The organism is Streptococcus sp. HF-1907 (assembly GCF_015594605.1).
Lineage (GTDB): Bacteria > Bacillota > Bacilli > Lactobacillales > Streptococcaceae > Streptococcus.
Window position 1 is genome coordinate 33,494 of the sequence record NZ_JADNQT010000004.1, and the last position, 19,723, is coordinate 53,216.

Sequence of the window (19,723 nt, forward strand, 5' to 3'; positions counted from 1 at the left end):
AAAATCCTGATTTTTTACTGACTTATCTAAATACCGAGCTTTCCATTCGGGTTCAATTCCTTTCTCCTCTGTAAATTCTACATAGTCTTTCAAATTATACCACAATTTAGGCTTTTTTGGAAAATAGCAGAGCATAAAAAAGCATTGCCGGTTAAGAAGATCAACATCTTCTTTCTCCGACAACGCCCAATCTAATCCTGCAATAATTGATACAAGGCTCCATACAAATTAGAATCATTTTCAAACTGAGCCTTGACAATAGCAATTTCTGGAAAATTCAATTTCAAAATAGGACTTTCATCAATGAAGGCCTGTAACTGGTGCTTAATCTCTTCAATCAAGATTGGCTGAGAGCTGATGCCACCACCAATAGCATAAGTCGTCAAATCATAATAAGCCTGTAAATTCAAAATCAAGTAAGCAATAGACCCTCAAAAATAGGATAAACCCGTTGATCTTTCTTATTGATAAGCTCAAAAGCCTTGATGCCATCACTCAAGTCCTTTTCACCAACAGCTTCATTAACTTGACTAATCATCCGCACAGCTGAACCAAGATAGCCAACCGTTTTTACCATTCCAGGACGATCAGCATCTAGAATGGACATGCTCAGTTCACCAGCTTGAAAATGCGAACCTAGTCGCAGCTTGCCATCTAAAACGATACCGCCACCGACACCCGTTCCAAGCGTAATGACAGCACCATCTTTGACATTTTTCAAACTGCCCAACCATAATTCTGCTAGCGCAGCCGATTTGGCATCATTTTGCACAGCCACAGGAAGCTGATACTTATCGCCCAAAGCAGTCTTGAAATTAAGACCATCCAAATAAGTCAACGAACCGCCAAAATAAACCGTTCTAGACAGGGTGTCCACTTTTCCCGGAACACTAATAGCAACTGCCTCAATCTCCTGACGGTAAGTATCAACCAAACCATAAAGGCTCTCTAAAAATGCCTCCAAGGAATCCGGTGTTGGGATTTTACTAGATGACAACATGTCAGCATCTTTGGTCATGATGGCATATTTGATATTGGTACCACCAATGTCGATAACTAAAACTTTCTTACTCATAGCTTATCTCCCAGCTAGGATTGCCCTTAATATCACATTCCTTGACTTAAAATTCTATTTTTGTTGTTCTTAGTCTACAATCTTAGCCCCAAGCACATGCTCAAAATGATTAAGCGCCCATTGGTGATTTTCCTCGGTCAGACTAGCAACTGCTGATTTTGGAATTTCGATGTCGTAACCTAGATTGTAAGCATCGATAGCCGTGTGCAAAACACAAATATCTGTCAAAACGCCTGTCAATACAACCGTAGTCACATGGCGCTCGCGCAAGCGAATGTCCAAATCCGTTCCAGCAAAGGCTGAATAATGACGCTTATCCATCCAAAAAACACGGCTATCGTACTTGATAGCTTCGTACACATCAGCTAATTCGCCGTAAAGGTCGCGACCCGATGTTCCTTTGATATTGTGGGGTGGGAAAAGTTTGGTTTCTGGATGAAAGGTATCACCCTCATCATGGCCATCAATAGCAAAGAAGATGTAATCCCCATTATCATAAGCCTTTTGGGTCAGGCTAGCGATTGAATTCTCAATAGCTTGCGCTGGCTGGCCAGCTGTTAATTTCCCATCATCAGCAACAAAGTCATAAGTGTAATCAATTGAAATCAATGCTTTAGTCATCTTTACTCCTTTAGATGAAAAGAGGCTGGGCAAACACGCTCAGTCTCCTTTCAATTGTCAATCAATCTTAATTGTATTCTTTTAATTTGTCAAAGATACCTTCGTTGATAACTTTAAGGTATGTTCCCTTCATACCAAGCGAACGGCTTTCGATAATACCTGCTGATTCCAATTTACGGAGGGCATTAACGATAACAGAACGTGTGATACCGATACGGTCAGCAATGACAGATGCTGTCAAACGCCCTTCAAGACCATCAAGTTCTCCCAAGATAGCAGCGACAGCTTTCATTTCTGAATAAGAAAGGGTGTTGATTGCCATCGTTACAGCTGTTTGTTTACGGATATTTTCTTCAAGATTTTCTGTCTGAAGGTTAAGCAATTGAATACCAACTACTGTGCTAGCAATTTCAACCAGAATCAGGTCATCATCATCGAAATCGTGGTCATTACGCCAGATAATCAATGAGCCAAGACGCATACCGCCACCATAAATTGGAGCAATGGTTGTGATGCCATCCGCAAATTCTTCCTTGCTTTCAACTGGGAAAATAGTCAAATCACTATCGACAGACAAGTTGGCTTCGGTATCGTAAACACGACTAGCAGCCTTGACATAGTAGTCAGGAAATTGTTTTGATTCGAAGAATTCTTCTACACGGTCATTGTTTGTTTTGTATTTCATGGCATAACCAAGGAGGTTACCGCTACCGTTGATAATACAAGAATTACAGTCAATGATGTCAGCTAATTGTGCAGCCATTGTGTTGTAGGGAAGGACTGTTTCCAAGCTATCAACAGAACGTTGCAAAATAGACGTAATTTTTCTTGTTTTTTCTAGTAAACTTAACATTTTTCTTCCTTTACATAGTTTGCAATCTTGATTATAACAAATTTATGATATTACCGCAAATAATTATCAGAAAATTACTTTACTTTTTAGACAATTGTGTGCAATTTTCCAAAAACATTGCTTTCCAAATTAACAACGGTATTGACTCAAGAAGCGTGTTATTTTTTCTTGTAACTCGCTCAATTCATCGACACGTGGAAGATAGACAATTCGGAAATGGTCAGGCGTCTTCATATTAAAGCCACTACCATGCGTCAACAACACTTTTTCTTGCTTCAAGAAGTTCAAGACAAAGGCCTCGTCGTCATCAACTCGGTACATCTCAGTATCAATTTTAGGGAAGATGTAAAGGCCTGCATGAGGTTTGACCGCAGAAAGTCCTGGAATATCCTTAATGGCATTATAGATGAAATCCCTTTGTTCATAAATTCGGCCACCTGGCAATAAGAGCTTATCGATAGATTGTTGTCCGCCCAGTGAGGTTTGAATGACCTGCTGCGCCAGCACGTTGGAACAAAGTCGCATATTAGACAACATGTTCAGCCCTTCGATATAACCTTTGACATTAGTCTTAGGACCTGACAAGACCATCCAGCCAACACGGAAACCACAGATACGGTGTGATTTAGACAAACCTGAAAGGGTTACGGTGAAGATATCTGGTGCAATCGATGCAATCGGAATATGCTTTTTACCATCCATTACCAAGCGGTCGTAAACCTCATCAGAAAAGATAATCAAGTCATTTTGACGAGCAATCTCAACAATTTCATCTAAAATATCACGTGGGTAAACTGCACCCGTCGGATTATTGGGGTTAATCAGCACAATCGCTTTTGTGTTAGATGTAATTTTTGATTTAATATCTGCAATATCAGGATACCAGTCGGCAGCCTCATCACAGACATAATGCACCGCCGTACCGCCAGCTAGACTAATACAAGCTGTCCACAGAGGGTAATCAGGCATGGGAACCAAAACCTCATCACCATCATCTAAAAGCGCCTGCATGGACATGGAAATTCCTTCACTGACACCATTCACCACGTAAATATCATCCATGCTGACATGAATATCCTGCAATTGATAATACTGCATAATGGCCTTACGCGCTGAGAAAATCCCCTTAGAATCAGAATAACCTTCTGAATCACGGGCATTGATAATAAGGTCATGAATGACCTCGTCTGGCGCTTCAAAGCCAAAGGCTGCGGGGTTACCGGTATTCAATCGTAAAATCTTCTCGCCGTTGGCACGCATACGGTCCGCTTCTTCCAAGATTGGTCCACGAATATCATAGGCAACGTGCTCTAGTTTTGATGATTTATCAAATGTTTTCATACTTATAATTCATTCCTTTCGTTTCACTCAAGGCACAGCACCGAATGAAAAGGTGTTGTGCTTTTTGTTTTTGTCTATAATATAAGGAGAAGCCCTATCACTACTACAAATCACGGGGAGGTGAATAAGTGAGTGGTATAGCCACTACCTCGCATTCTTATAGGTGTAGCCCATTCCATCAAGCACAACTAACTGTGACTAAGAGCACGTAAACTTATACTTGGATAAACGACTCGTTTGTGAAAAGGAAGAACAGTCAAGGGATAGGGGCTTCTCAATTATTTAGTGAAGGGAGACCCCTCATGTTAATCTTGTTTACCCTAATTGTTGTGGGATTGATGTCCATAAAATCTTTGTCGTAGCGGTTATTGCCATCACCAACAAGCAAGGCATCACTGAGCACCATCGTAAACGCTTCTCAACCTTTACCAATGGTCTCATTCAGCTACGCGATTGGTTGGAGTATTATTCCTGCTTCGATGCCTGTATGGAATCAACTGGTAAGTACTGGATTTCTGTTTTCAATATCCTCGAAGAAGCCTGCTCTATCTGCTTGGCTCACCCAAAGTATGTCAAAGCGATTTGAGGAAAGAAGACCGACAAGAAAGATGCTCAATGGATGACCGACCTCTTTTGCTATCGCATGAAGTTAACACAACTTCAAGTCAGTGAGAAAAATCGCTATCAGAATTGTCTCACTTGGTCTAACCTTCAAATTGCAAGTGTCGTTTCCGATGTGTTCGGAAAAAGTGCTCAAGCTATTATCAAGAGCATCCTTACAGCCCTGAAGAGAAGCCAAATATTGAGCAGCTGGTTCACAAGAGAATGAAGAATAAAGTTCAAGACTTGGAAATCGCTATGGATGGCGATGTGACACCCGAACAAGCTGAGAAAATCAGAGTTATCACAAAGTTTCATTACAATGCTCTCGCTATTTGTAAAGAGGATTTAGAGCAGATATGACCGTCTTTGACTCAGCTGGTAAACTCTGTTCTTGGGCAGGTTTAGTCCCAACTAACAATGAAAGTGCTGGGAGGAAATATTCTACTCGTATTTCTAAAGGTGGTAGATACCTCAAACCCTTCCTTGTTCAAATTGCCAACGCTGTCGTCAAGTCTGACAAGCATTCAGAATTGAGAAATAAGTATCTTAAACTCAAGAAGCGCCGTGGACACCGAAAAGCTATCATCGCTATCTGTCGCAAATTACTGGTCTCTATCTACCAAGTCCTCTTAAAGCAAGAAAACTACAATCCTCTTCTACAAGGGCTAACCGAAATACGAAATCCTGACAAAACAATGTCTATTCAAGATGCTATTCGTTTTGCACAACAACACGGATTCAATGTCAATTAAGGTCAAAAATCAGGTCTCAAGACCTCTCTTTAGTGTGCTCAAAATCAGGGTAAACAATAAATCAATTAGTCCTTATTTTTTTCAAACTTTACCTCGTAAATTGATTATATACTAAATTTTTCAAAAATTAAAGATTTTCCTCACAATATTGCTAAATTAGGTTTTGATATCGCTTTTCCCATTGAAAAATTTCAGAAATTTTCTATAAATCGCTTTCATTTTTCAGGTTAAAAGAGTATAATAACCTTGTAGAAGGTTGGAGGTCACTTATCTTTCAAGATAAGCTATTGATTGGCAAAAATCAGCGACCTATGTGCCTTAAAGTTAGTCAAGGAGGGCAATTTTATGTCACAAAAATATGAACGTATCTTAGTAGCCATTGACGGTTCTTACGAATCAGAACTTGCATTTGAGAAAGGGGTCAATGTCGCCCTTCGTAATGGTGCAGAGTTGTTATTAACCCACGTTATTGATACACGCGCACTTCAAAGTGTAGCAACCTTTGATAGCTATATCTATGAAAAAATGGAGCAAGAAGCTAAGGATGTTTTAGCTGACTATGAAAAACAAGCTAGAGAGAAAGGGCTTACAAGCATCCGCCAAGTTATTGAATTTGGTAATCCAAAGACCTTGCTCGCACGTGACATTCCTGATAAAGAAAAAGTTGATTTGATTATGGTCGGTGCGACTGGTCTTAATACTTTCGAACGTCTCCTTATTGGTTCTTCATCAGAATACATTCTCCGTCACGCCAAGGTTGACTTGCTCATCGTTCGTGATACTGAAAAAACATTTTAGTCTGTTAATAAAAAGAGGTTGAGTTACTTAAAGCTCAGCCTTTTTCTTATTGTCTTTTTAATGATTTTTGAATCTGACGATCCAGTTCCCGTTTGATGGCTGGTTCAGGTGCGAAGCGCTCTTCCCAGTCATCTGGCTTCAAAATTTTATGTGTCACAGGGTCAAAATGCGCCTTACCATCTGGAAAGACTTTCCCCATATTGGCTTCATGAACCGTATCAAAGAAAGGTTTAGGATCCACCCCCATAAGAACAAAGGAACCGTAAGTTAAGTAAAGCAGGTCTGTCAAAGCATCCACTTCACCAACCAAGGGTGTCTCAGGATGTTTTTTCGAGGTAACTTTATGAGCAGCCTTATCAACAGCCCTATGCAAGGCCTCGACCGACTCTTGAAAAACAGCCTGGTTGCCCTGACTGGCAGCATAGAGAAATTCAACGATTTCTTCAACTTTGAAGTCCGAACGATGCCCTGCTTCTAGGCTATCGTACAATCTCGGAGTGTCAATGGTACCGCCATCCATGACATGGTGGAAGTCCTTGACCTTATTGAAATTATCATCACTGCTCTTAAAGGATTTATCAGTCTCTACATGAATCAGACCGTAGTGGGATAGGGCTTTAGAAATCCCGTCATTATTGTTACTGGCGGTTGTGTAGTGGGCTCTTTCTTTAACGGTAGCAGAGCCATTGCCCATAGCAACTCCAACACCAACACCTGACAGCATCTCGATGTCATTGTCTGAATCACCAAAAGCCATCACCTCCGATAATTCAAAACCAAATAGATCTCCTAAACGCTCAATACCCTTGATTTTAGATTGTCCTTTAGAAACCAAATCTGCTGAATAAGGACTTGAGCGCGTCACATGAATCTGAGGGAATTTTTCCTGAATCCGAGCTGTCTCTCCCTCAGTTGCCACCAAGACAATCTGATAAATGGGCTGGCGCATAATGGTCACAAGACTGTCCATATTTTGTGGTTTAAAGCGACGAATCAGATGCTTGAAGGATCGCTCAACAACCTTAGCCCATTTTCGAGGAACAACTGACGAGACCACTTGACCAAAACGGCTAGTTCCAAGACCGATAATCCCTGAACCAACTAAACCTGAAGAGGTTCCCAGAGAAATCTCACGCCGCTTACTGCTAGCATAGCGAATGACACGATAAATGGTCGCTTTGGGTAATTGTTTATTGTACAGAATTTGGTTCCGCGTAAAAATGTACTGCCCGTTGTAGGTCACTGCAAAATCAAGCCCTAAATTTTCCAAAAATGGTTCAACAAAACTAGGACCACGTCCTGTCGCCACACCAACAAAAACGCCCTGCTCCTTCAAGCTCTTAATTGCTTGAAGGGTGGATTTTTGCACACGTTTACGGTCATTTAATAAGGTGCCATCAATATCAAAAAAAACTGCTTTAATTGCCAAGTGCCACTTGCTCCCCCCTCTTTTATGTTAAAATAGATTATATCATAATTTTGGAAAGAAGTTTTGACTGAAATGAAAAAAATCCTTGTCCTCCATACCGGCGGAACAATTTCGATGTCAGCCGACAATGATGGCAATGTGACACCCAATGACGAAAATCCCATGAATCAGGTAGGAGTTGGATTAGACAATCTGGACCTAACCATCCTTGACTTTTTTAACCTCCCCAGCCCCCACATCACTCCTCGCCACATGCTTGAGATTTATCAGTATCTTAAGGAAAATGCTGCGCGTTACGACGGAGTCGTGATTACTCACGGGACTGACACTTTGGAAGAGACCGCTTATTTTTTAGATACCATGGTGCTGCCCCAGATGCCAATCGTCATTACCGGAGCCATGCGTTCAGCCAACGAATTAGGAAGTGATGGCGTTTATAATTACCTGTCCGCCTTGCGAGTTGCTAGTCATGATAAAGCAGCTGATAAAGGTGTTCTAGTCGTCATGAACGATGAAATCCATGCCGCAAAATACGTCACCAAAACGCACACTACCAACGTTTCAACCTTCCAAACACCGACTCACGGACCGCTGGGTATCATCATGAAGCACGACATTCTCTTTTTTAAGACAGCTGAACCGCGTGTCCGTTTTGATTTGGACCACATTTCAGGAACCGTTCCTATTGTCAAGGCCTACGCTGGTATGGGAGATAGTGGCATTATCAGCTTCATGTCTCCTGATAACATTGAAGGGCTAGTCGTTGAAGCCCTTGGTGCTGGAAATTTACCACCTAAGGCTGCTCAGGAAGTGGAAGATTTGATGACCGCAGGCGTACCAGTCGTTCTTGTGTCTCGCTGTTTTAACGGTATCGCAGAGCCTGTTTACGCCTACGAGGGTGGCGGCGTCAAGCTGCAAGAAGCTGGCGTCATGTTTGTCAAAGAACTCAATGCACCAAAAGCTCGCCTCAAATTGTTGATTGCCTTAAATGCTGGCTTGAGAGGAAATGAACTCAAAGAATATATTGAAGGATAACTTGTGGTTAGCAATGGCTCAACTGATTTTATTCAAACCATCCTTAAATCAAGTCAAAATAATACATCATCATTCAAAAACACCCCCACCTTGTCATAAAGCAAGATGGGAGTTTTTGTTAGGGAAGGCTATTGCCTGCACTGCGATAAATATCATACCACTCAGGACGCGTCAAATGGATGTGCTCAGCGGCAGCAATTCGTTTTAGACGTTTAGGATTCATGGAACCAACAATCGCCTGCATGTTAGCTGGATGACGAAGAATCCAAGCGATGACTATCGCCTCATCAGAAACACCATACTGACTAGCATATTTAGCAATGGTCTCATTTAATAGCTGATAGTCCGGATGCCCTACAAAGAGGCCCTTTCCGAGGTCAATTTGAAAAGGTGACCAAGCTTGGATGGTCATCTTATGAAGACGACTGTATTCAACTATACCATTATCACGGTCAATGGCTGCGCTATTTTTCATATTAACATTGAGCCCTGCGTCAAACATAGGTGTGTGGGCTGGCGACAGCTGCATCTGATTAACCGCCAAGGGCTCCTCCAAATAGGCTTGAAGGAGTTCAATCTGATAGCGATTCTGATTGCTGACTCCAAAATACTTGACTTTGCCAGAACCCTTAAGTTGAGTAAAAGCTTCTGCTACCTCTTCTGGCTCCACCAAAACATCTGGACGATGGAGGACCAGAAAGTCAAGGTAATCAGTCCCCAGACGCTCTAAAATGCCATCAACAGACTGCAAAATGTGTTCCTTAGAAAAATCAAAATAGCCCTGCTGAATCCCACATTTGGATTGTAAAATCATATCCTCACGCGCTAAACCAAGATTTTTGACGGCTTCGCCAAAACGTTTTTCAGACTCCCCGCCACCATAAATATCAGCATGGTCAAAGAAGGTCATACCTTGCGCCATCGCTGTTCCAATCACCTGCTCAGCTTGCGCAAGATCAATCGCAGCCATTCGCATACAACCCAGGGCAATACGTGAGCCCTGCACACCAGTTTGACCGATTTCTTGTAACATGATTTACCTCTTCTATTCCTATCAGAAAATACCTAGCTTTATTATAACAAGAATAGCATGAAAAGGTTTTCTAAAACATTAAAATCCCTCAGTTTTTCCGAGGGATTTTACTTATTTCTTGGTCAAATCTCATCATCTGGCACATATTCTAAAATATCCCCTGGCTGACAACCTAATTCTCGGCAAATGGCGTCTAGCGTTGAAAAGCGAATTGCCTTGGCCTTGCCAGTTTTTAAGATGGATAAGTTGGCACTAGTAATACCGATGCGTTCTGCTAACTCACCAGAACGCATTTTTTTCTTGGCCAGCTCCACATCTAAATTAACACGTATCATGCTGACCTCCTAAATGGTAAATTCATTTTCTTCTGCGATAGCGTTAGCTTTTTCCAAAACCTTAGAAATGGTCCAAACCAAGACAGCTGATAGCAGATAAGTCAAATCAAAAATAGAAATTTTCAGACTACCAAGCTCCGCACTAAGCGCTCCGTTACTAGTGATAACAGCCCCAATGACCAACATCAGTGCAGCCATTCGCGCCAAGCGGACATTCTGCTCAATAAAAATCTCATCTGCCATGATGTTCTTCAAGAAAAGGCGGACACAAATCAAGAGGCAGGCTGTCACCAGATTGTGGATAAAGTCAGCTAGCGCCAACCACAAGGACATTTTTTCTACATTAAAGTTAAAACTTGTCCCTTGAGGCGTCTTACTAGCTAACCTAGCATTGAGCTGGTCAAGACCTCCTGCTAGTCCTAAAAGATTATAGGAGGTCGTCACAAGGAGGGCTGAAATCGAGAGAAAAATCCCGATATTAACAGCTACAATCACATATTTAAGGTAAGGCATTTCTTTGTTCATGGTACACTCATTTCTATTCAAATCACCTACTATTATACACTATTTTTAAGCGATAGCTTTGACCTTACGAACAAAATAGAGGATAACAAGAGCTGTGAAGAAGTAGCCTGTTAGATTGAGGTCAATTAAGAAGTGGTTGGTTTGACCAAGGTTGTATAAAATATTTTGTGGAATTGCTAGTAAGAAAGTAAAAGCTGTCGCTTTTTTAACAAACTTGTAAGTACTATCAGCCAAGGGGGGGGTTCAAAGTAAATGCTTTAACAAAGCGACGTAATTTTAAAAGTCCAAAAATAGCAAGACCATCATAAGCAGCGACTAGTAGAATCAAAAGCGGGCTATTTTGCAAACTAGAGCTGACCGCCCAATTAAGCATCGAGTGAGGTGTCGCAGCAAAATTTGCTAAATCAAGAAAAGGAATTATTAGGACAAGGATAAATTGAAGTCCGATAGCGAAAATAGCAAAGGCAATAACAAGGTTGATAAGTGTTTTAGCAAAGTTAAGAATAGTTTTCATGATAATATCTCCAGTTTTGTTTAGTAGTGATAATCAGCGCTTTTTATCTTTATCAAAAACAATAGTTTTTTTCAATATTTAATCATTGTTTTTCGATATATTTAGTATATCATAAGTTTTCTATTTTGCGACACTTTTTTATTCTTTTTCGATAATTTTTTATTTATTTTTAGAAAAATAGTATTTTATATCAAAAAACAACCAGAAGTTAGCTTCTGATTGTCGTATTTTCATTATCTGATTAAGTCTTACCGAGGAGTTAATTTAAGCGCCGTAAGCTACTTTTTGGTCTTGTTTAACATCAAAATGTTTTTTATAGGTTACTTTAATTGATAGAGTCATATGAACGACCTCTCTTTCTTTTGATGCTTTTATTATAGGGGGCAAAGCTTAAGCTAAACTTAGAGAAAACTTGCTCAAAACTTAACTAGTCAAAATCTGTTTTTTCCTTGAGGTTTTGGACAATGGGTGCCCACTGCTCATCAGTTTGCCAGTTTTTTTCTTTGACGATTTCGCTAGCGACACGGCGTGCCTCCTCCAAAATATTATAGTCTTCTACGATATCCGCCACTTGAAATTCAGGAATACCAGATTGACGGGTTCCGAAAATCTCACCTGAACCCCGCATTTTCAGATCCGCCTCTGCCAGAACAAATCCGTCCGTGGTTTCGGTCATAATCTTCATGCGCTCTTTCCCAGAATCTGTCTTAGGATTGGCTACCAAGATAGCATAAGACTGCTTGCTGCCACGACCAACACGACCGCGCAGCTGATGAAGCTGGCTAAGCCCAAATCGGTCGGCATCCATGATAATCATGATTGTCGCATTTGGAACATTGACACCAACCTCGATAACGGTCGTTGACACCAAAATCTGACTCTTCTTATCCTTGAAGTCTTGCATGATGGCATCTTTCTCATCATTTTTCATGCGACCGTGCATGAGGGCGACTGTGGCTTGACCCGCAAAATACTCAGACAACTCTTGGTGTAGAGCAACAGCATTTTTCAAATCTAAAGCCTCTGACTCCTCAATCAAGGGAGAGATAACATAGACTTGGGCATTCTTGGCAAGCTCTGACTTGACCCAATTTAAAACAGAATCCAGCTGCTGATGCTTGACCCAGCGTGTGATAATAGGCTTACGCCCCGCCGGCAATTCATCGATGATGGAAACATCCATCTCACCGAAAGCTGTGATAGCCAGCGTCCGCGGAATAGGAGTCGCAGTCATCATGAGAACATCAGGATTTTCCCCCTTCTCTCGAAAAAGGCGCCGCTGATTGACCCCAAAACGATGCTGCTCATCGGTAATGACCAAGCCCAACTTGTGGTAGACCACCGAATCCTGAATGAGCGCATGTGTTCCCACAATCATGTCAATGGAGCCGTCCGCAATGGCAGATAGAACCGTGCGCTTGACCGCAGCCTTCATGCCAGAAGTCAAAATTGCGATAGACAAGTCTGGAAATAGCTCCTGCAAACTCAGGTAGTGCTGCTCAGCCAAGATTTCAGTTGGCACCATCATGGCAGATTGAAACCCCGCTGTGTAGGCCGCATACATGGCCAGACTAGCTATAACGGTCTTACCTGACCCTACATCTCCTTGAAGCAGACGATTCATGTGACCGCCTGAGCGCATGTCTGCTAAGATTTCATCCAGTGAGCGCTTTTGGGCTCCTGTCAAAGGAAATGGCAGAGCAGCAATCTTATCTTGGACTTTTTGCTCATCATAAGCGATGGCCAGTCCATTTGACTCAGATTTATTTTCAGCCTTGAGAGCTTGAAGATTCATCTGGAAGTAAAATAACTCCTCAAACTTAACCCGTCGTAGCGCCTGCTTATACTCCGCCAAATCTTTTGGAAAGTGCATGGCAGCTGTCGCCTGACTTCGAGTCATCAGACGATACTTATCCATCAAAACCTGAGGCAGGGTCTCCTTCAATTCTAAATGCACACCAGTATCAAAAACTGCCTTGATAACCTTAACGAGACTGGCCTGACTGATACCTTGAGCCACCCGATAAACCGGCTGCATATCATCTTCAACCTGCGCTAAGACTTTCATGCCAGTGATGGATTGTTTAGCTGAATCCCATTTTCCAAAAACAGCAATTTCCTGACCCAATTCAATTTTATCGGCCAGATAAGGTTGATTAAAAAAGCTGACGCTAACAACAGCCTCTCCCTGCTTCAACTTGAAGCCCAGTCGATTGCGCTTAAAACCATAATACTGGACATTAGCTGGGGTCACCACGGTCCCAGTGATAACCGCCTTTTCGCCATCAATGAGCTCAAAGACCGACTTAGACTTAAAATCCTCATACCGAAAAGGATAATAAAGCAGCAAATCTTCCAGCGTATAAATACCTAACTTTTGGAATTTTTCCGCCGACTTTGGTCCAAATCCCTTCAAGACCGACAAAGGTTCTCTTACATTCATCCTACCACCTAAAAGGGCAGCTTGCGCCACCCATCTTATTTATCATCGTACATCCGCGGAATGCGGTCACTCAAAAGACAGAGCACCTCATAGTTGATAGTTCCGCGTTTTTGGGCAATAGCTGTCGCTGTGATTTCTTGATTGCCTTGACGCCCAATCAAAGTCACCTTGCTACCAAGCTTGTACTGGCGCGGTAAACGAATGGTCATCTGGTCCATAGACACACGACCAACGATTTCACATTCTTGACCATCCACCAAGACCGAAAAACCTTGCATATCACGGGTCCAGCCATCCGCATAACCAATCGGCACCGTACCAAGCCATTCACTTTCTTGGGAAGCATAAGTTGCACCGTAACCGACCTGGTCACCAGCAGACAACTCCTTAACATGGACAAGCGCTGATTCTAAGCTGAGAGCTGGCTTCAAATCATAAGGCAATTCCAAATCAGTGCCACTTGGATTAAGACCATACATGACAATTCCAAGTCGAACCGCATTAAAAATTGTCTCACTATGCCAAAGACTAGTCGCTGAATTAGACGCATGAACCAGTTCGGGACAAACATCAAGACCATCAATAATGGCTTTAAAAGTCACTAATTGTTGGTTAAATTTACGGTTATCGGCTTCATCGGCAGTCGCAAAGTGGGTAAAAATACCTTCAACCTTGGCGCCAGCCTCAGTCAGTTGAGTAATAGCCTGATTAGCGTCTTCAAGACTACGGAAACCAATTCGACCCATACCTGAATCAATTTTAATATGAACTTTAAGTTCTGCCAGATTAGCACCCAGCTTCTCAGCCAGCGCCAGCCATTCTAAGCTAGCAACAGTCAAAGTAATATCATAATCCTTAGCAATCGCCACTTCGTCAGGCATGACAACTCCTAAAACCAGAATCATCTTGGCAATACCAGCCTGGCGGAGCTCTAAGGCCTCATCCATATTGGACACACAGAAGCCATCCACCTGATGCTTAATATGCTGCGACACAGCCACCGAACCATGGCCGTAAGCATTTGCCTTAACGACAGCAAAGGTCTTTTTCCCTTGTGGAATGTGCGCCTGCACTACAGAAATATTTGCCGAAATAGCTTCCAAATCAATGAGAGCCTTAGTCGGACGACGATATGATGAAATCATGATTTTTCCTCCAAAATTACACTTGCTTGAACAAAATCACCGCTGTGAGAAATCGAGATGTGGACGCGTCCCTCAAAAGGGGACTTGGTGATGATTGGGGCTCCTTTATCATTCGTTAAGACCTCAATATCCTGAAAGCCAACCGTTCCAATACCTGTCCCTAGAGCTTTTGAGAAGGCTTCTTTAGCCGCCCATCGCCCAGCTAAATAGCTCATTTTACGCTTCATAGCACTGTAATGATTAAATACTGCCAATTCTTTAGGAGTCAGCACCTTGAGCGCAAACCGTTGATTTCTTCTATAAGCCTTCTCAATAGCACTAATTTCTTGCAGGTCAATCCCATGTCCAAGAATCATTCTCTTCTCCTCAAAAAGAGTGGGTAGGATTTTGATACCAATGCGTCTCCATCCTTCTCCCACTCCCTATTTTCTATAAACTGTCTAGTTTTCAGAAATCAATGCTTCAAATGACCATGACTCAATGTTGTATGAATCTCACGAATCATTTTTTCTGTTTTATCCCAGCCCAAACATGGGTCTGTGATTGATTTTCCATAAACTTCTGGACTATCTTGACGTCCATCTTCCAAATAAGATTCAATCATAAATCCACGAACGTACTGATTAACTTTTTCATTCCAATCACGGTTAATCAAGGTCTGACGGACGATACGAATCTGTTCCAAAAACTGTTTACCTGAATTATCATGGTTAGTATCGATGACGATAAATGGATTTTGAAGTCCCATTTTTTCATATTTAGCGATAGCCTTCAACAAATCATCGTAGTAATAATTCGGAACATTTTCACCATGTTCATTGGTAGCACCGCGCAAAATAACGTGTGCTAACGGATTTCCATCCGTGTCAACTTCTGCACTACGGTACATGAAATTTTGTTTATTTTGTGCTGCGTAAACCGCATTGAACATGACATTCAGGTTACCAGAAGTTGGATTTTTCATGCCAGTCGGAGCATCAATTCCAGAAGCTACAAAGCGGTGCTCTTGATCTTCAACCGAACGAGCACCGATAGCGTGGTAAGACACCAAATCATCAACCAATGAATAGTTGGCAGAATAGAGCATTTCATCCGCTGTGGTCAAACCAGTCTCGGTGATAACACGGTAATGCAAATGACGCACCGCTGCGATACCATTGATTAAATCTGGCAATTTAGATGTATCTGGCTGATGCATGAGCCCTTTATAACCATCGCCATTGGTACGTGGTTTAGCTGTGTAAACACGCATAACCATGAAAATTTTATCTTTCACTTCTTCTTGAAGTTTTGCCAAACGATTTGCATAATCAAGGACAGCCTCTTCATTATCTGATGAACATGGGCCAATAATCAAGAGCAGACGGTCATCTTCACCCTTGATAATCTTAGCCAATTCGGCATCACGGGTCTCCTTGCGAGCAAGAAAATCACCTTCTAATTTTGATAGTTCCTTAACTTTTGCAATATCGATTGTTTCACTTCGTTGATGAATTCCCATACTTATTTTCCTAACGTTTCATGAATTTCACGCACTAGCACTTCTGTATTTTCCCAACCTAGACATGGGTCTGTGATTGATTTTCCGAAGACTTGAGGTTGGTCTTGACGACCATCTTCCAAATAAGATTCAATCATGAAGCCACGAACATATCTTTTAATCTTTTCATTCCAATCGCGATTAATCAATGTTTGACGAACGATACGAATTTGTTCCAAATACTGTTTACCTGAGTTGTCATGGTTAGTATCAACCACAATCATAGGATTTTTTAAGCCATGTTTTTCATATAGGGCAATGGCGTCAAGAACATCGTCATAGTAGTAATTTGGCACATTTTTACCGTATTCGTTTGTGGCACCACGCAAAATCGCATGTGCCAATGGGTTACCACTTGTTTCTACTTCTTCGTTATTGAAAAGGAAAGATTGCTTGTTTTGAGCTGCGTAAATCCCATTGAACATAATATTAAGGTTACCAGATGTTGGGTTTTTCATACCAGTAGGCACATCAAATCCTGACGCTACAAAACGGTGTTGTTGGTCCTCAACAGAACGCGCTCCGATAGCCACATAAGACACAAGGTCTTCAACCAATGGCCAATTTTCTGGGTAGAGCATTTCATCCGCAGTTGTCATACCAGTTTCAGAGATCACTCGGTAGTGCAAGTTACGCACAGCCTTGATTCCATTGATAAGGCTTGGGGCTGCATCTGTGTCAGGTTGGTGCATCAAGCCTTTATAACCGTCACCGTTAGTACGTGGCTTAGCTGTGTAGACTCGCATCACCATAAAGACGCGATCTTTCACTTCTTCTTGCAATTTAGCAAGGCGTTTTGCATACTCAAGAACAGCTTCTTCATTATCTGATGAGCATGGACCAATAACCAAAAGAAGGCGGTCATCTTCACCCTTTATAATTGCTTCGAGTTCACGATCACGCGCTTCTTTTTTTGCCAAAGCTTCGCCCGTCAACTTAGACAGACTACGCACTTCTTCAATATTAATTTTTCCACTTACTGATTTAAATGACATAATAGGACTCCCTAATTCTGATAGTATTGCTATTATATCACTTTCAAGAAATAATTGAAAGAAATTTTCTGAATTTTCTTGTTTATTTAAATTGACTTCTTCCCGTGGCAGTTTTTGAATTTCTTTCCTGAACCACATGGGCAGAGCTCATTACGACCGACACCTTGGTAAACAGCATCAAGTTCTGCTGGGTCAGCATCAATAGACTGCGCAGCAATGTTTTTCTCAGCCGTTGTTATCGCATGTTCTGAAGCACGTTCACGTTCTTGTTCGTGAATTTGAGCTTTCATCATCGTACGTGTGACATCAAATTCGATAGCTCCGATCATGTCTTGGAACATACGAAAACCTTCAGATTGATATTCAACGACTGGGTTGTTTTGGGCATAACCACGCAAACCAACCGAATTACGCAATTGATCAAGGGCATCAATATGCTCTGTCCAGTTGTTGTCAACAATCATCAAAATCAAGACTTTTTGGAATTCGATAACCGCTTCTTCATCTCGTAATTTTGAAATTTGTTGTTGGTAAATGTCCATAGCACGCTCATAAAGCATATCCTTGATTTCATTGTCCTTACGGCGCGTAATATCTGATAAACCAATTGATGTTTCTGGCAGAAGGTTTGAGCGAGCAAAATTAAGAATAGCCTCTGCTGCGGAGTTTTTATCACTACGGCTATGAGAATCAACGGCACGGTTAATGGTACGTTTAATCATAGCCTTGATCTCAGGACCGAGGTCACGATTGGCGGTGATGACATCACGACGGTTAGCATAAATGATTTCACGTTGTTCACGCATAACATCGTCATATTGGAGGACTTGTTTACGGGTGTCGTAGTTGTTACCTTCAACACGTTTTTGAGCTGACTCTACTTGACGTGTCAACATACGTGATTTAATGACTGTCTCTTCTTCAGCAAGATTCATACGGTCAAGTACTGATTTAATACGTTCTGAACCGAAACGGCGCATCAAATCATCTTCAAGAGAAAGGTAAAATTGTGACTCACCCTTGTCCCCTTGACGACCAGCACGTCCGCGGAGCTGATTATCAATACGACGGCTTTCATGACGTTCTGTACCGATAACGCAGAGTCCGCCAAGATCAAGAACACCCTCACCAAGCTTAATATCCGTACCACGACCGGCCATGTTGGTGGCGATAGTAACCGCACCGCGTTGACCAGCGTTCATAATGATTTGGGCCTCTTTAAAGTGGTTTTTAGCATTCAAAACTTCGTGTGGAATTCCAGCTTCAACCAATTTTTTAGAAATCAAGTCAGAGGTCTCAACAGCAACGGTACCCACCAAGACAGGCTGGCCTTTTTCATGACGAGCCTTAACATCTGCAACAACCGCACGGAATTTAGAATCAAGTGTTGGATAGAGAAGGTCAGCATGGTCAATACGAGCCACAGGACGGTTGGTTGGAATTGGAATAACACGCATGTTATAAACTTCACGAAACTCATCTTCTTCCGTTTTAGCAGTACCGGTCATACCTGCCAATTTCTTGTACATACGGAACATGTTTTGGTAGGTAATTGAGGCACTCGTCTTAGATTCTTCTTGAATTGGCACACCTTCTTTAGCTTCGATGGCTTGGTGCAAACCGTCTGAGAAGCGACGTCCTTCCATGGTACGACCTGTAAATTGGTCGACAATCAAGATTTCTTGGTCTTCACTAACCACATAATCAATGTTCAAAAGCATGATATAGTTAGCACGGAGCGCATTGTCAATATAGTGTGTCAAAGCAACATTTTCAATGTCGTACAAGTTAGCCAGGTTAAAGTAACTTTCTGCTTTGTCAATCCCTGAGTCTGAAAGACCGATGGTTTTAGTTGGCACATCAATGATGTAGTCCTCTTCAACCAAGGTTTTCACAAATTTATCAGCACGACCATACAACTGACTCATTTCAGAACTTACTGCCCCTGAGACAATCAATGGTGTACGCGCTTCATCAATCAAAACAGAGTCGACCTCATCGACCAGTGCAAAGTTCAAGGAACGTTGAACCATGTCTTCTTGACGAACAACCATATTATCACGAAGGTAGTCAAAGCCAATTTCAGCATTGGTAGAGTAAGTGATATCGCAGTTATAAGCTTCACGTTTTTCAAAAGCCGATTTGGCTGCCAAGTTAATACCAACTGAAAGTCCAAGCCAGCTATAAACTTCACCCATTTCAGTCGCGTCACGTGTTGACAAGTATTCATTAACAGTGATAACGTGAACCCCTTCGCCAGCAAGCGCATTTAGGTAAACGGGCATAGTAGCTGTCAAAGTTTTCCCTTCACCAGTACGCATTTCAGGAATATCACCATGGTGGAGGACAATACCACCCATAATTTGAACACGGTATGGGAAAAGCCCTAGAACACGCTTAGCCGCTTCACGGACAACCGCAAACGCTTCTGGAAGCATATGATCAAGCGTTTCACCATTTTGGTAACGTTGTTTAAACTCTGGAGTCTTTGCTTTTAATTCGTCATCTGTCAAAGCGGCCATTTGGTCGGCATAAGCTTCAACTTTCTTAGCTGTTTTTTCTAATTTTTTAATTTCACCTTTATCGTTTTCAATAACGGTACGTAGGATATTTGCCATTACAATTCCTTTCGATAATCTGTATCGCTATATTCTAACATAATACAGCTATTTTTTCAAGAAATGAC

Annotated in this window: 19 protein-coding genes and 2 pseudogenes; 4 read left to right on the plus strand and 17 right to left on the minus strand. The window is 41.8% G+C overall.

What is annotated here, in order from left to right; translation table 11 throughout:
- Positions 1-191 precede the first annotated feature (191 nt).
- The 5 genes from IYQ92_RS10225 to IYQ92_RS03835 all read right to left on the minus strand — a co-directional run bounded on the left by IYQ92_RS10225 (position 192) and on the right by IYQ92_RS03835 (position 3,890).
- Positions 192-416 (minus strand): hypothetical protein, encoded by a 225-nt coding sequence (locus tag IYQ92_RS10225; protein ID WP_229311293.1) that lies wholly within the window; start codon positions 414-416, stop codon positions 192-194.
- Entirely contained in the window at positions 413-1,075 is a 663-nt protein-coding gene (locus IYQ92_RS03820) for an ROK family protein (protein WP_229311294.1), read from the minus strand. Before IYQ92_RS03820 ends, IYQ92_RS10225 begins: the two co-directional genes overlap by 4 nt.
- 69 nt (positions 1,076-1,144) lie before the next feature.
- Positions 1,145-1,696 carry a cysteine hydrolase family protein gene (locus IYQ92_RS03825; RefSeq protein WP_195675424.1) on the minus strand — a complete coding sequence of 184 codons (552 nt, stop codon included), beginning with the start codon at positions 1,694-1,696 and terminating at the stop codon, positions 1,145-1,147.
- 67 nt (positions 1,697-1,763) lie between these two features.
- Positions 1,764-2,549: a GTP-sensing pleiotropic transcriptional regulator CodY gene (codY, locus tag IYQ92_RS03830; protein ID WP_195675425.1), complete on the minus strand. Its 786-nt coding sequence runs from the start codon at positions 2,547-2,549 to the stop codon at positions 1,764-1,766.
- Positions 2,550-2,678: 129 nt separating this feature from the next.
- Positions 2,679-3,890 (minus strand): pyridoxal phosphate-dependent aminotransferase, encoded by a 1,212-nt coding sequence (locus tag IYQ92_RS03835; protein WP_195675426.1) that lies wholly within the window; start codon positions 3,888-3,890, stop codon positions 2,679-2,681.
- Positions 3,891-4,224: 334 nt separating this feature from the next.
- Here IYQ92_RS03835 and IYQ92_RS10690 point away from each other — a divergent pair.
- From IYQ92_RS10690 to IYQ92_RS03845, 3 genes and pseudogenes are all read left to right on the plus strand, one after another.
- Positions 4,225-4,473 (plus strand): annotated as a pseudogene (locus tag IYQ92_RS10690) (IS110 family transposase); the annotation flags it as partial.
- Between the two features lie 39 nt (positions 4,474-4,512).
- Positions 4,513-5,245 (plus strand): annotated as a pseudogene (locus IYQ92_RS10485) (transposase); the annotation flags it as partial.
- A 345-nt stretch (positions 5,246-5,590) separates the two neighbouring features.
- Positions 5,591-6,043 carry a universal stress protein gene (locus IYQ92_RS03845; protein ID WP_195675427.1) on the plus strand — a complete coding sequence of 151 codons (453 nt, stop codon included), beginning with the start codon at positions 5,591-5,593 and terminating at the stop codon, positions 6,041-6,043.
- A 46-nt stretch (positions 6,044-6,089) separates the two neighbouring features.
- On the opposite strand, the gene IYQ92_RS03850 is transcribed toward IYQ92_RS03845, so the two are convergent.
- Positions 6,090-7,472 carry an HAD-IIB family hydrolase gene (locus IYQ92_RS03850; RefSeq protein ID WP_195675428.1) on the minus strand — a complete coding sequence of 461 codons (1,383 nt, stop codon included), beginning with the start codon at positions 7,470-7,472 and terminating at the stop codon, positions 6,090-6,092.
- 72 nt (positions 7,473-7,544) lie between these two features.
- Between IYQ92_RS03850 and IYQ92_RS03855 the strand changes: the two genes are divergently transcribed.
- Positions 7,545-8,507: an asparaginase gene (locus tag IYQ92_RS03855; protein WP_195675493.1), complete on the plus strand. Its 963-nt coding sequence runs from the start codon at positions 7,545-7,547 to the stop codon at positions 8,505-8,507.
- A 118-nt stretch (positions 8,508-8,625) separates the two neighbouring features.
- On the opposite strand, the gene IYQ92_RS03860 is transcribed toward IYQ92_RS03855, so the two are convergent.
- From IYQ92_RS03860 to secA, 11 genes are all read right to left on the minus strand, one after another.
- The gene (locus IYQ92_RS03860) at positions 8,626-9,540 is read right to left on the minus strand and encodes an aldo/keto reductase (protein ID WP_195675429.1); all 915 of its coding nucleotides are present in this window, start codon (positions 9,538-9,540) and stop codon (positions 8,626-8,628) included.
- Between the two features lie 122 nt (positions 9,541-9,662).
- Complete coding sequence (locus IYQ92_RS03865) at positions 9,663-9,875, minus strand: helix-turn-helix domain-containing protein (RefSeq protein WP_195675430.1); 213 nt, start codon at positions 9,873-9,875, stop codon at positions 9,663-9,665.
- Positions 9,876-9,884: 9 nt separating this feature from the next.
- Entirely contained in the window at positions 9,885-10,400 is a 516-nt protein-coding gene (locus IYQ92_RS03870) for a DUF2975 domain-containing protein (protein WP_195675431.1), read from the minus strand.
- 45 nt (positions 10,401-10,445) lie between these two features.
- A complete protein-coding gene (locus IYQ92_RS03875; RefSeq protein WP_195675432.1) occupies positions 10,446-10,634 on the minus strand; it encodes a hypothetical protein in 189 nt (62 codons plus the stop codon).
- Positions 10,627-10,914 carry a hypothetical protein gene (locus IYQ92_RS03880; RefSeq protein ID WP_195675433.1) on the minus strand — a complete coding sequence of 96 codons (288 nt, stop codon included), beginning with the start codon at positions 10,912-10,914 and terminating at the stop codon, positions 10,627-10,629. The genes IYQ92_RS03875 and IYQ92_RS03880 overlap by 8 nt, the downstream gene beginning before the upstream one ends.
- Positions 10,915-11,341: 427 nt before the next feature.
- Complete coding sequence (gene recG, locus IYQ92_RS03885) at positions 11,342-13,357, minus strand: ATP-dependent DNA helicase RecG (RefSeq protein ID WP_195675434.1); 2,016 nt, start codon at positions 13,355-13,357, stop codon at positions 11,342-11,344.
- 35 nt (positions 13,358-13,392) lie between these two features.
- Entirely contained in the window at positions 13,393-14,502 is a 1,110-nt protein-coding gene (alr, locus tag IYQ92_RS03890; protein WP_195675435.1) for an alanine racemase, read from the minus strand.
- Positions 14,499-14,858, minus strand: coding sequence for a holo-ACP synthase (gene acpS, locus IYQ92_RS03895; RefSeq protein WP_195675436.1), 360 nt, complete (start codon positions 14,856-14,858; stop codon positions 14,499-14,501). The genes alr and acpS overlap by 4 nt, the downstream gene beginning before the upstream one ends.
- A gap of 98 nt (positions 14,859-14,956) precedes the next feature.
- Positions 14,957-16,003, minus strand: a complete 1,047-nt coding sequence (locus IYQ92_RS03900) for a 3-deoxy-7-phosphoheptulonate synthase (RefSeq protein WP_195675437.1) — start codon at positions 16,001-16,003, stop codon at positions 14,957-14,959.
- A 2-nt stretch (positions 16,004-16,005) separates the two neighbouring features.
- Positions 16,006-17,037: a 3-deoxy-7-phosphoheptulonate synthase gene (locus IYQ92_RS03905; protein WP_195675438.1), complete on the minus strand. Its 1,032-nt coding sequence runs from the start codon at positions 17,035-17,037 to the stop codon at positions 16,006-16,008.
- 86 nt (positions 17,038-17,123) lie between these two features.
- Entirely contained in the window at positions 17,124-19,655 is a 2,532-nt protein-coding gene (gene secA / locus IYQ92_RS03910) for a preprotein translocase subunit SecA (RefSeq protein WP_195675439.1), read from the minus strand.
- Positions 19,656-19,723 lie beyond the last annotated feature (68 nt).

Excerpts from the sequence above, each read along its gene's own strand:
- IYQ92_RS03870 (WP_195675431.1), bottom strand. The coding sequence starts at position 10,400 with ATGAACAAAGAAATGCCTTACCTTAAATATGTGATTGTAGCTGTTAAT.
- alr (WP_195675435.1), bottom strand. The coding sequence starts at position 14,502 with ATGATTTCATCATATCGTCGTCCGACTAAGGCTCTCATTGATTTGGAA.
- IYQ92_RS03860 (WP_195675429.1), bottom strand. The coding sequence starts at position 9,540 with ATGTTACAAGAAATCGGTCAAACTGGTGTGCAGGGCTCACGTATTGCC.
- recG (WP_195675434.1), bottom strand. The coding sequence starts at position 13,357 with ATGAATGTAAGAGAACCTTTGTCGGTCTTGAAGGGATTTGGACCAAAG.
- codY (WP_195675425.1), bottom strand. The coding sequence starts at position 2,549 with ATGTTAAGTTTACTAGAAAAAACAAGAAAAATTACGTCTATTTTGCAA.
- IYQ92_RS03845 (WP_195675427.1), top strand. The coding sequence starts at position 5,591 with ATGTCACAAAAATATGAACGTATCTTAGTAGCCATTGACGGTTCTTAC.
- IYQ92_RS03900 (WP_195675437.1), bottom strand. The coding sequence starts at position 16,003 with ATGGGAATTCATCAACGAAGTGAAACAATCGATATTGCAAAAGTTAAG.
- IYQ92_RS03825 (WP_195675424.1), bottom strand. The coding sequence starts at position 1,696 with ATGACTAAAGCATTGATTTCAATTGATTACACTTATGACTTTGTTGCT.
- IYQ92_RS03880 (WP_195675433.1), bottom strand. The coding sequence starts at position 10,914 with ATGAAAACTATTCTTAACTTTGCTAAAACACTTATCAACCTTGTTATT.
- IYQ92_RS03855 (WP_195675493.1), top strand. The coding sequence starts at position 7,545 with ATGAAAAAAATCCTTGTCCTCCATACCGGCGGAACAATTTCGATGTCA.
- secA (WP_195675439.1), bottom strand. The coding sequence starts at position 19,655 with ATGGCAAATATCCTACGTACCGTTATTGAAAACGATAAAGGTGAAATT.
- acpS (WP_195675436.1), bottom strand. The coding sequence starts at position 14,858 with ATGATTCTTGGACATGGGATTGACCTGCAAGAAATTAGTGCTATTGAG.
- IYQ92_RS03835 (WP_195675426.1), bottom strand. The coding sequence starts at position 3,890 with ATGAAAACATTTGATAAATCATCAAAACTAGAGCACGTTGCCTATGAT.
- IYQ92_RS03820 (WP_229311294.1), bottom strand. The coding sequence starts at position 1,075 with ATGAGTAAGAAAGTTTTAGTTATCGACATTGGTGGTACCAATATCAAA.
- IYQ92_RS03865 (WP_195675430.1), bottom strand. The coding sequence starts at position 9,875 with ATGATACGTGTTAATTTAGATGTGGAGCTGGCCAAGAAAAAAATGCGT.
- IYQ92_RS03905 (WP_195675438.1), bottom strand. The coding sequence starts at position 17,037 with ATGTCATTTAAATCAGTAAGTGGAAAAATTAATATTGAAGAAGTGCGT.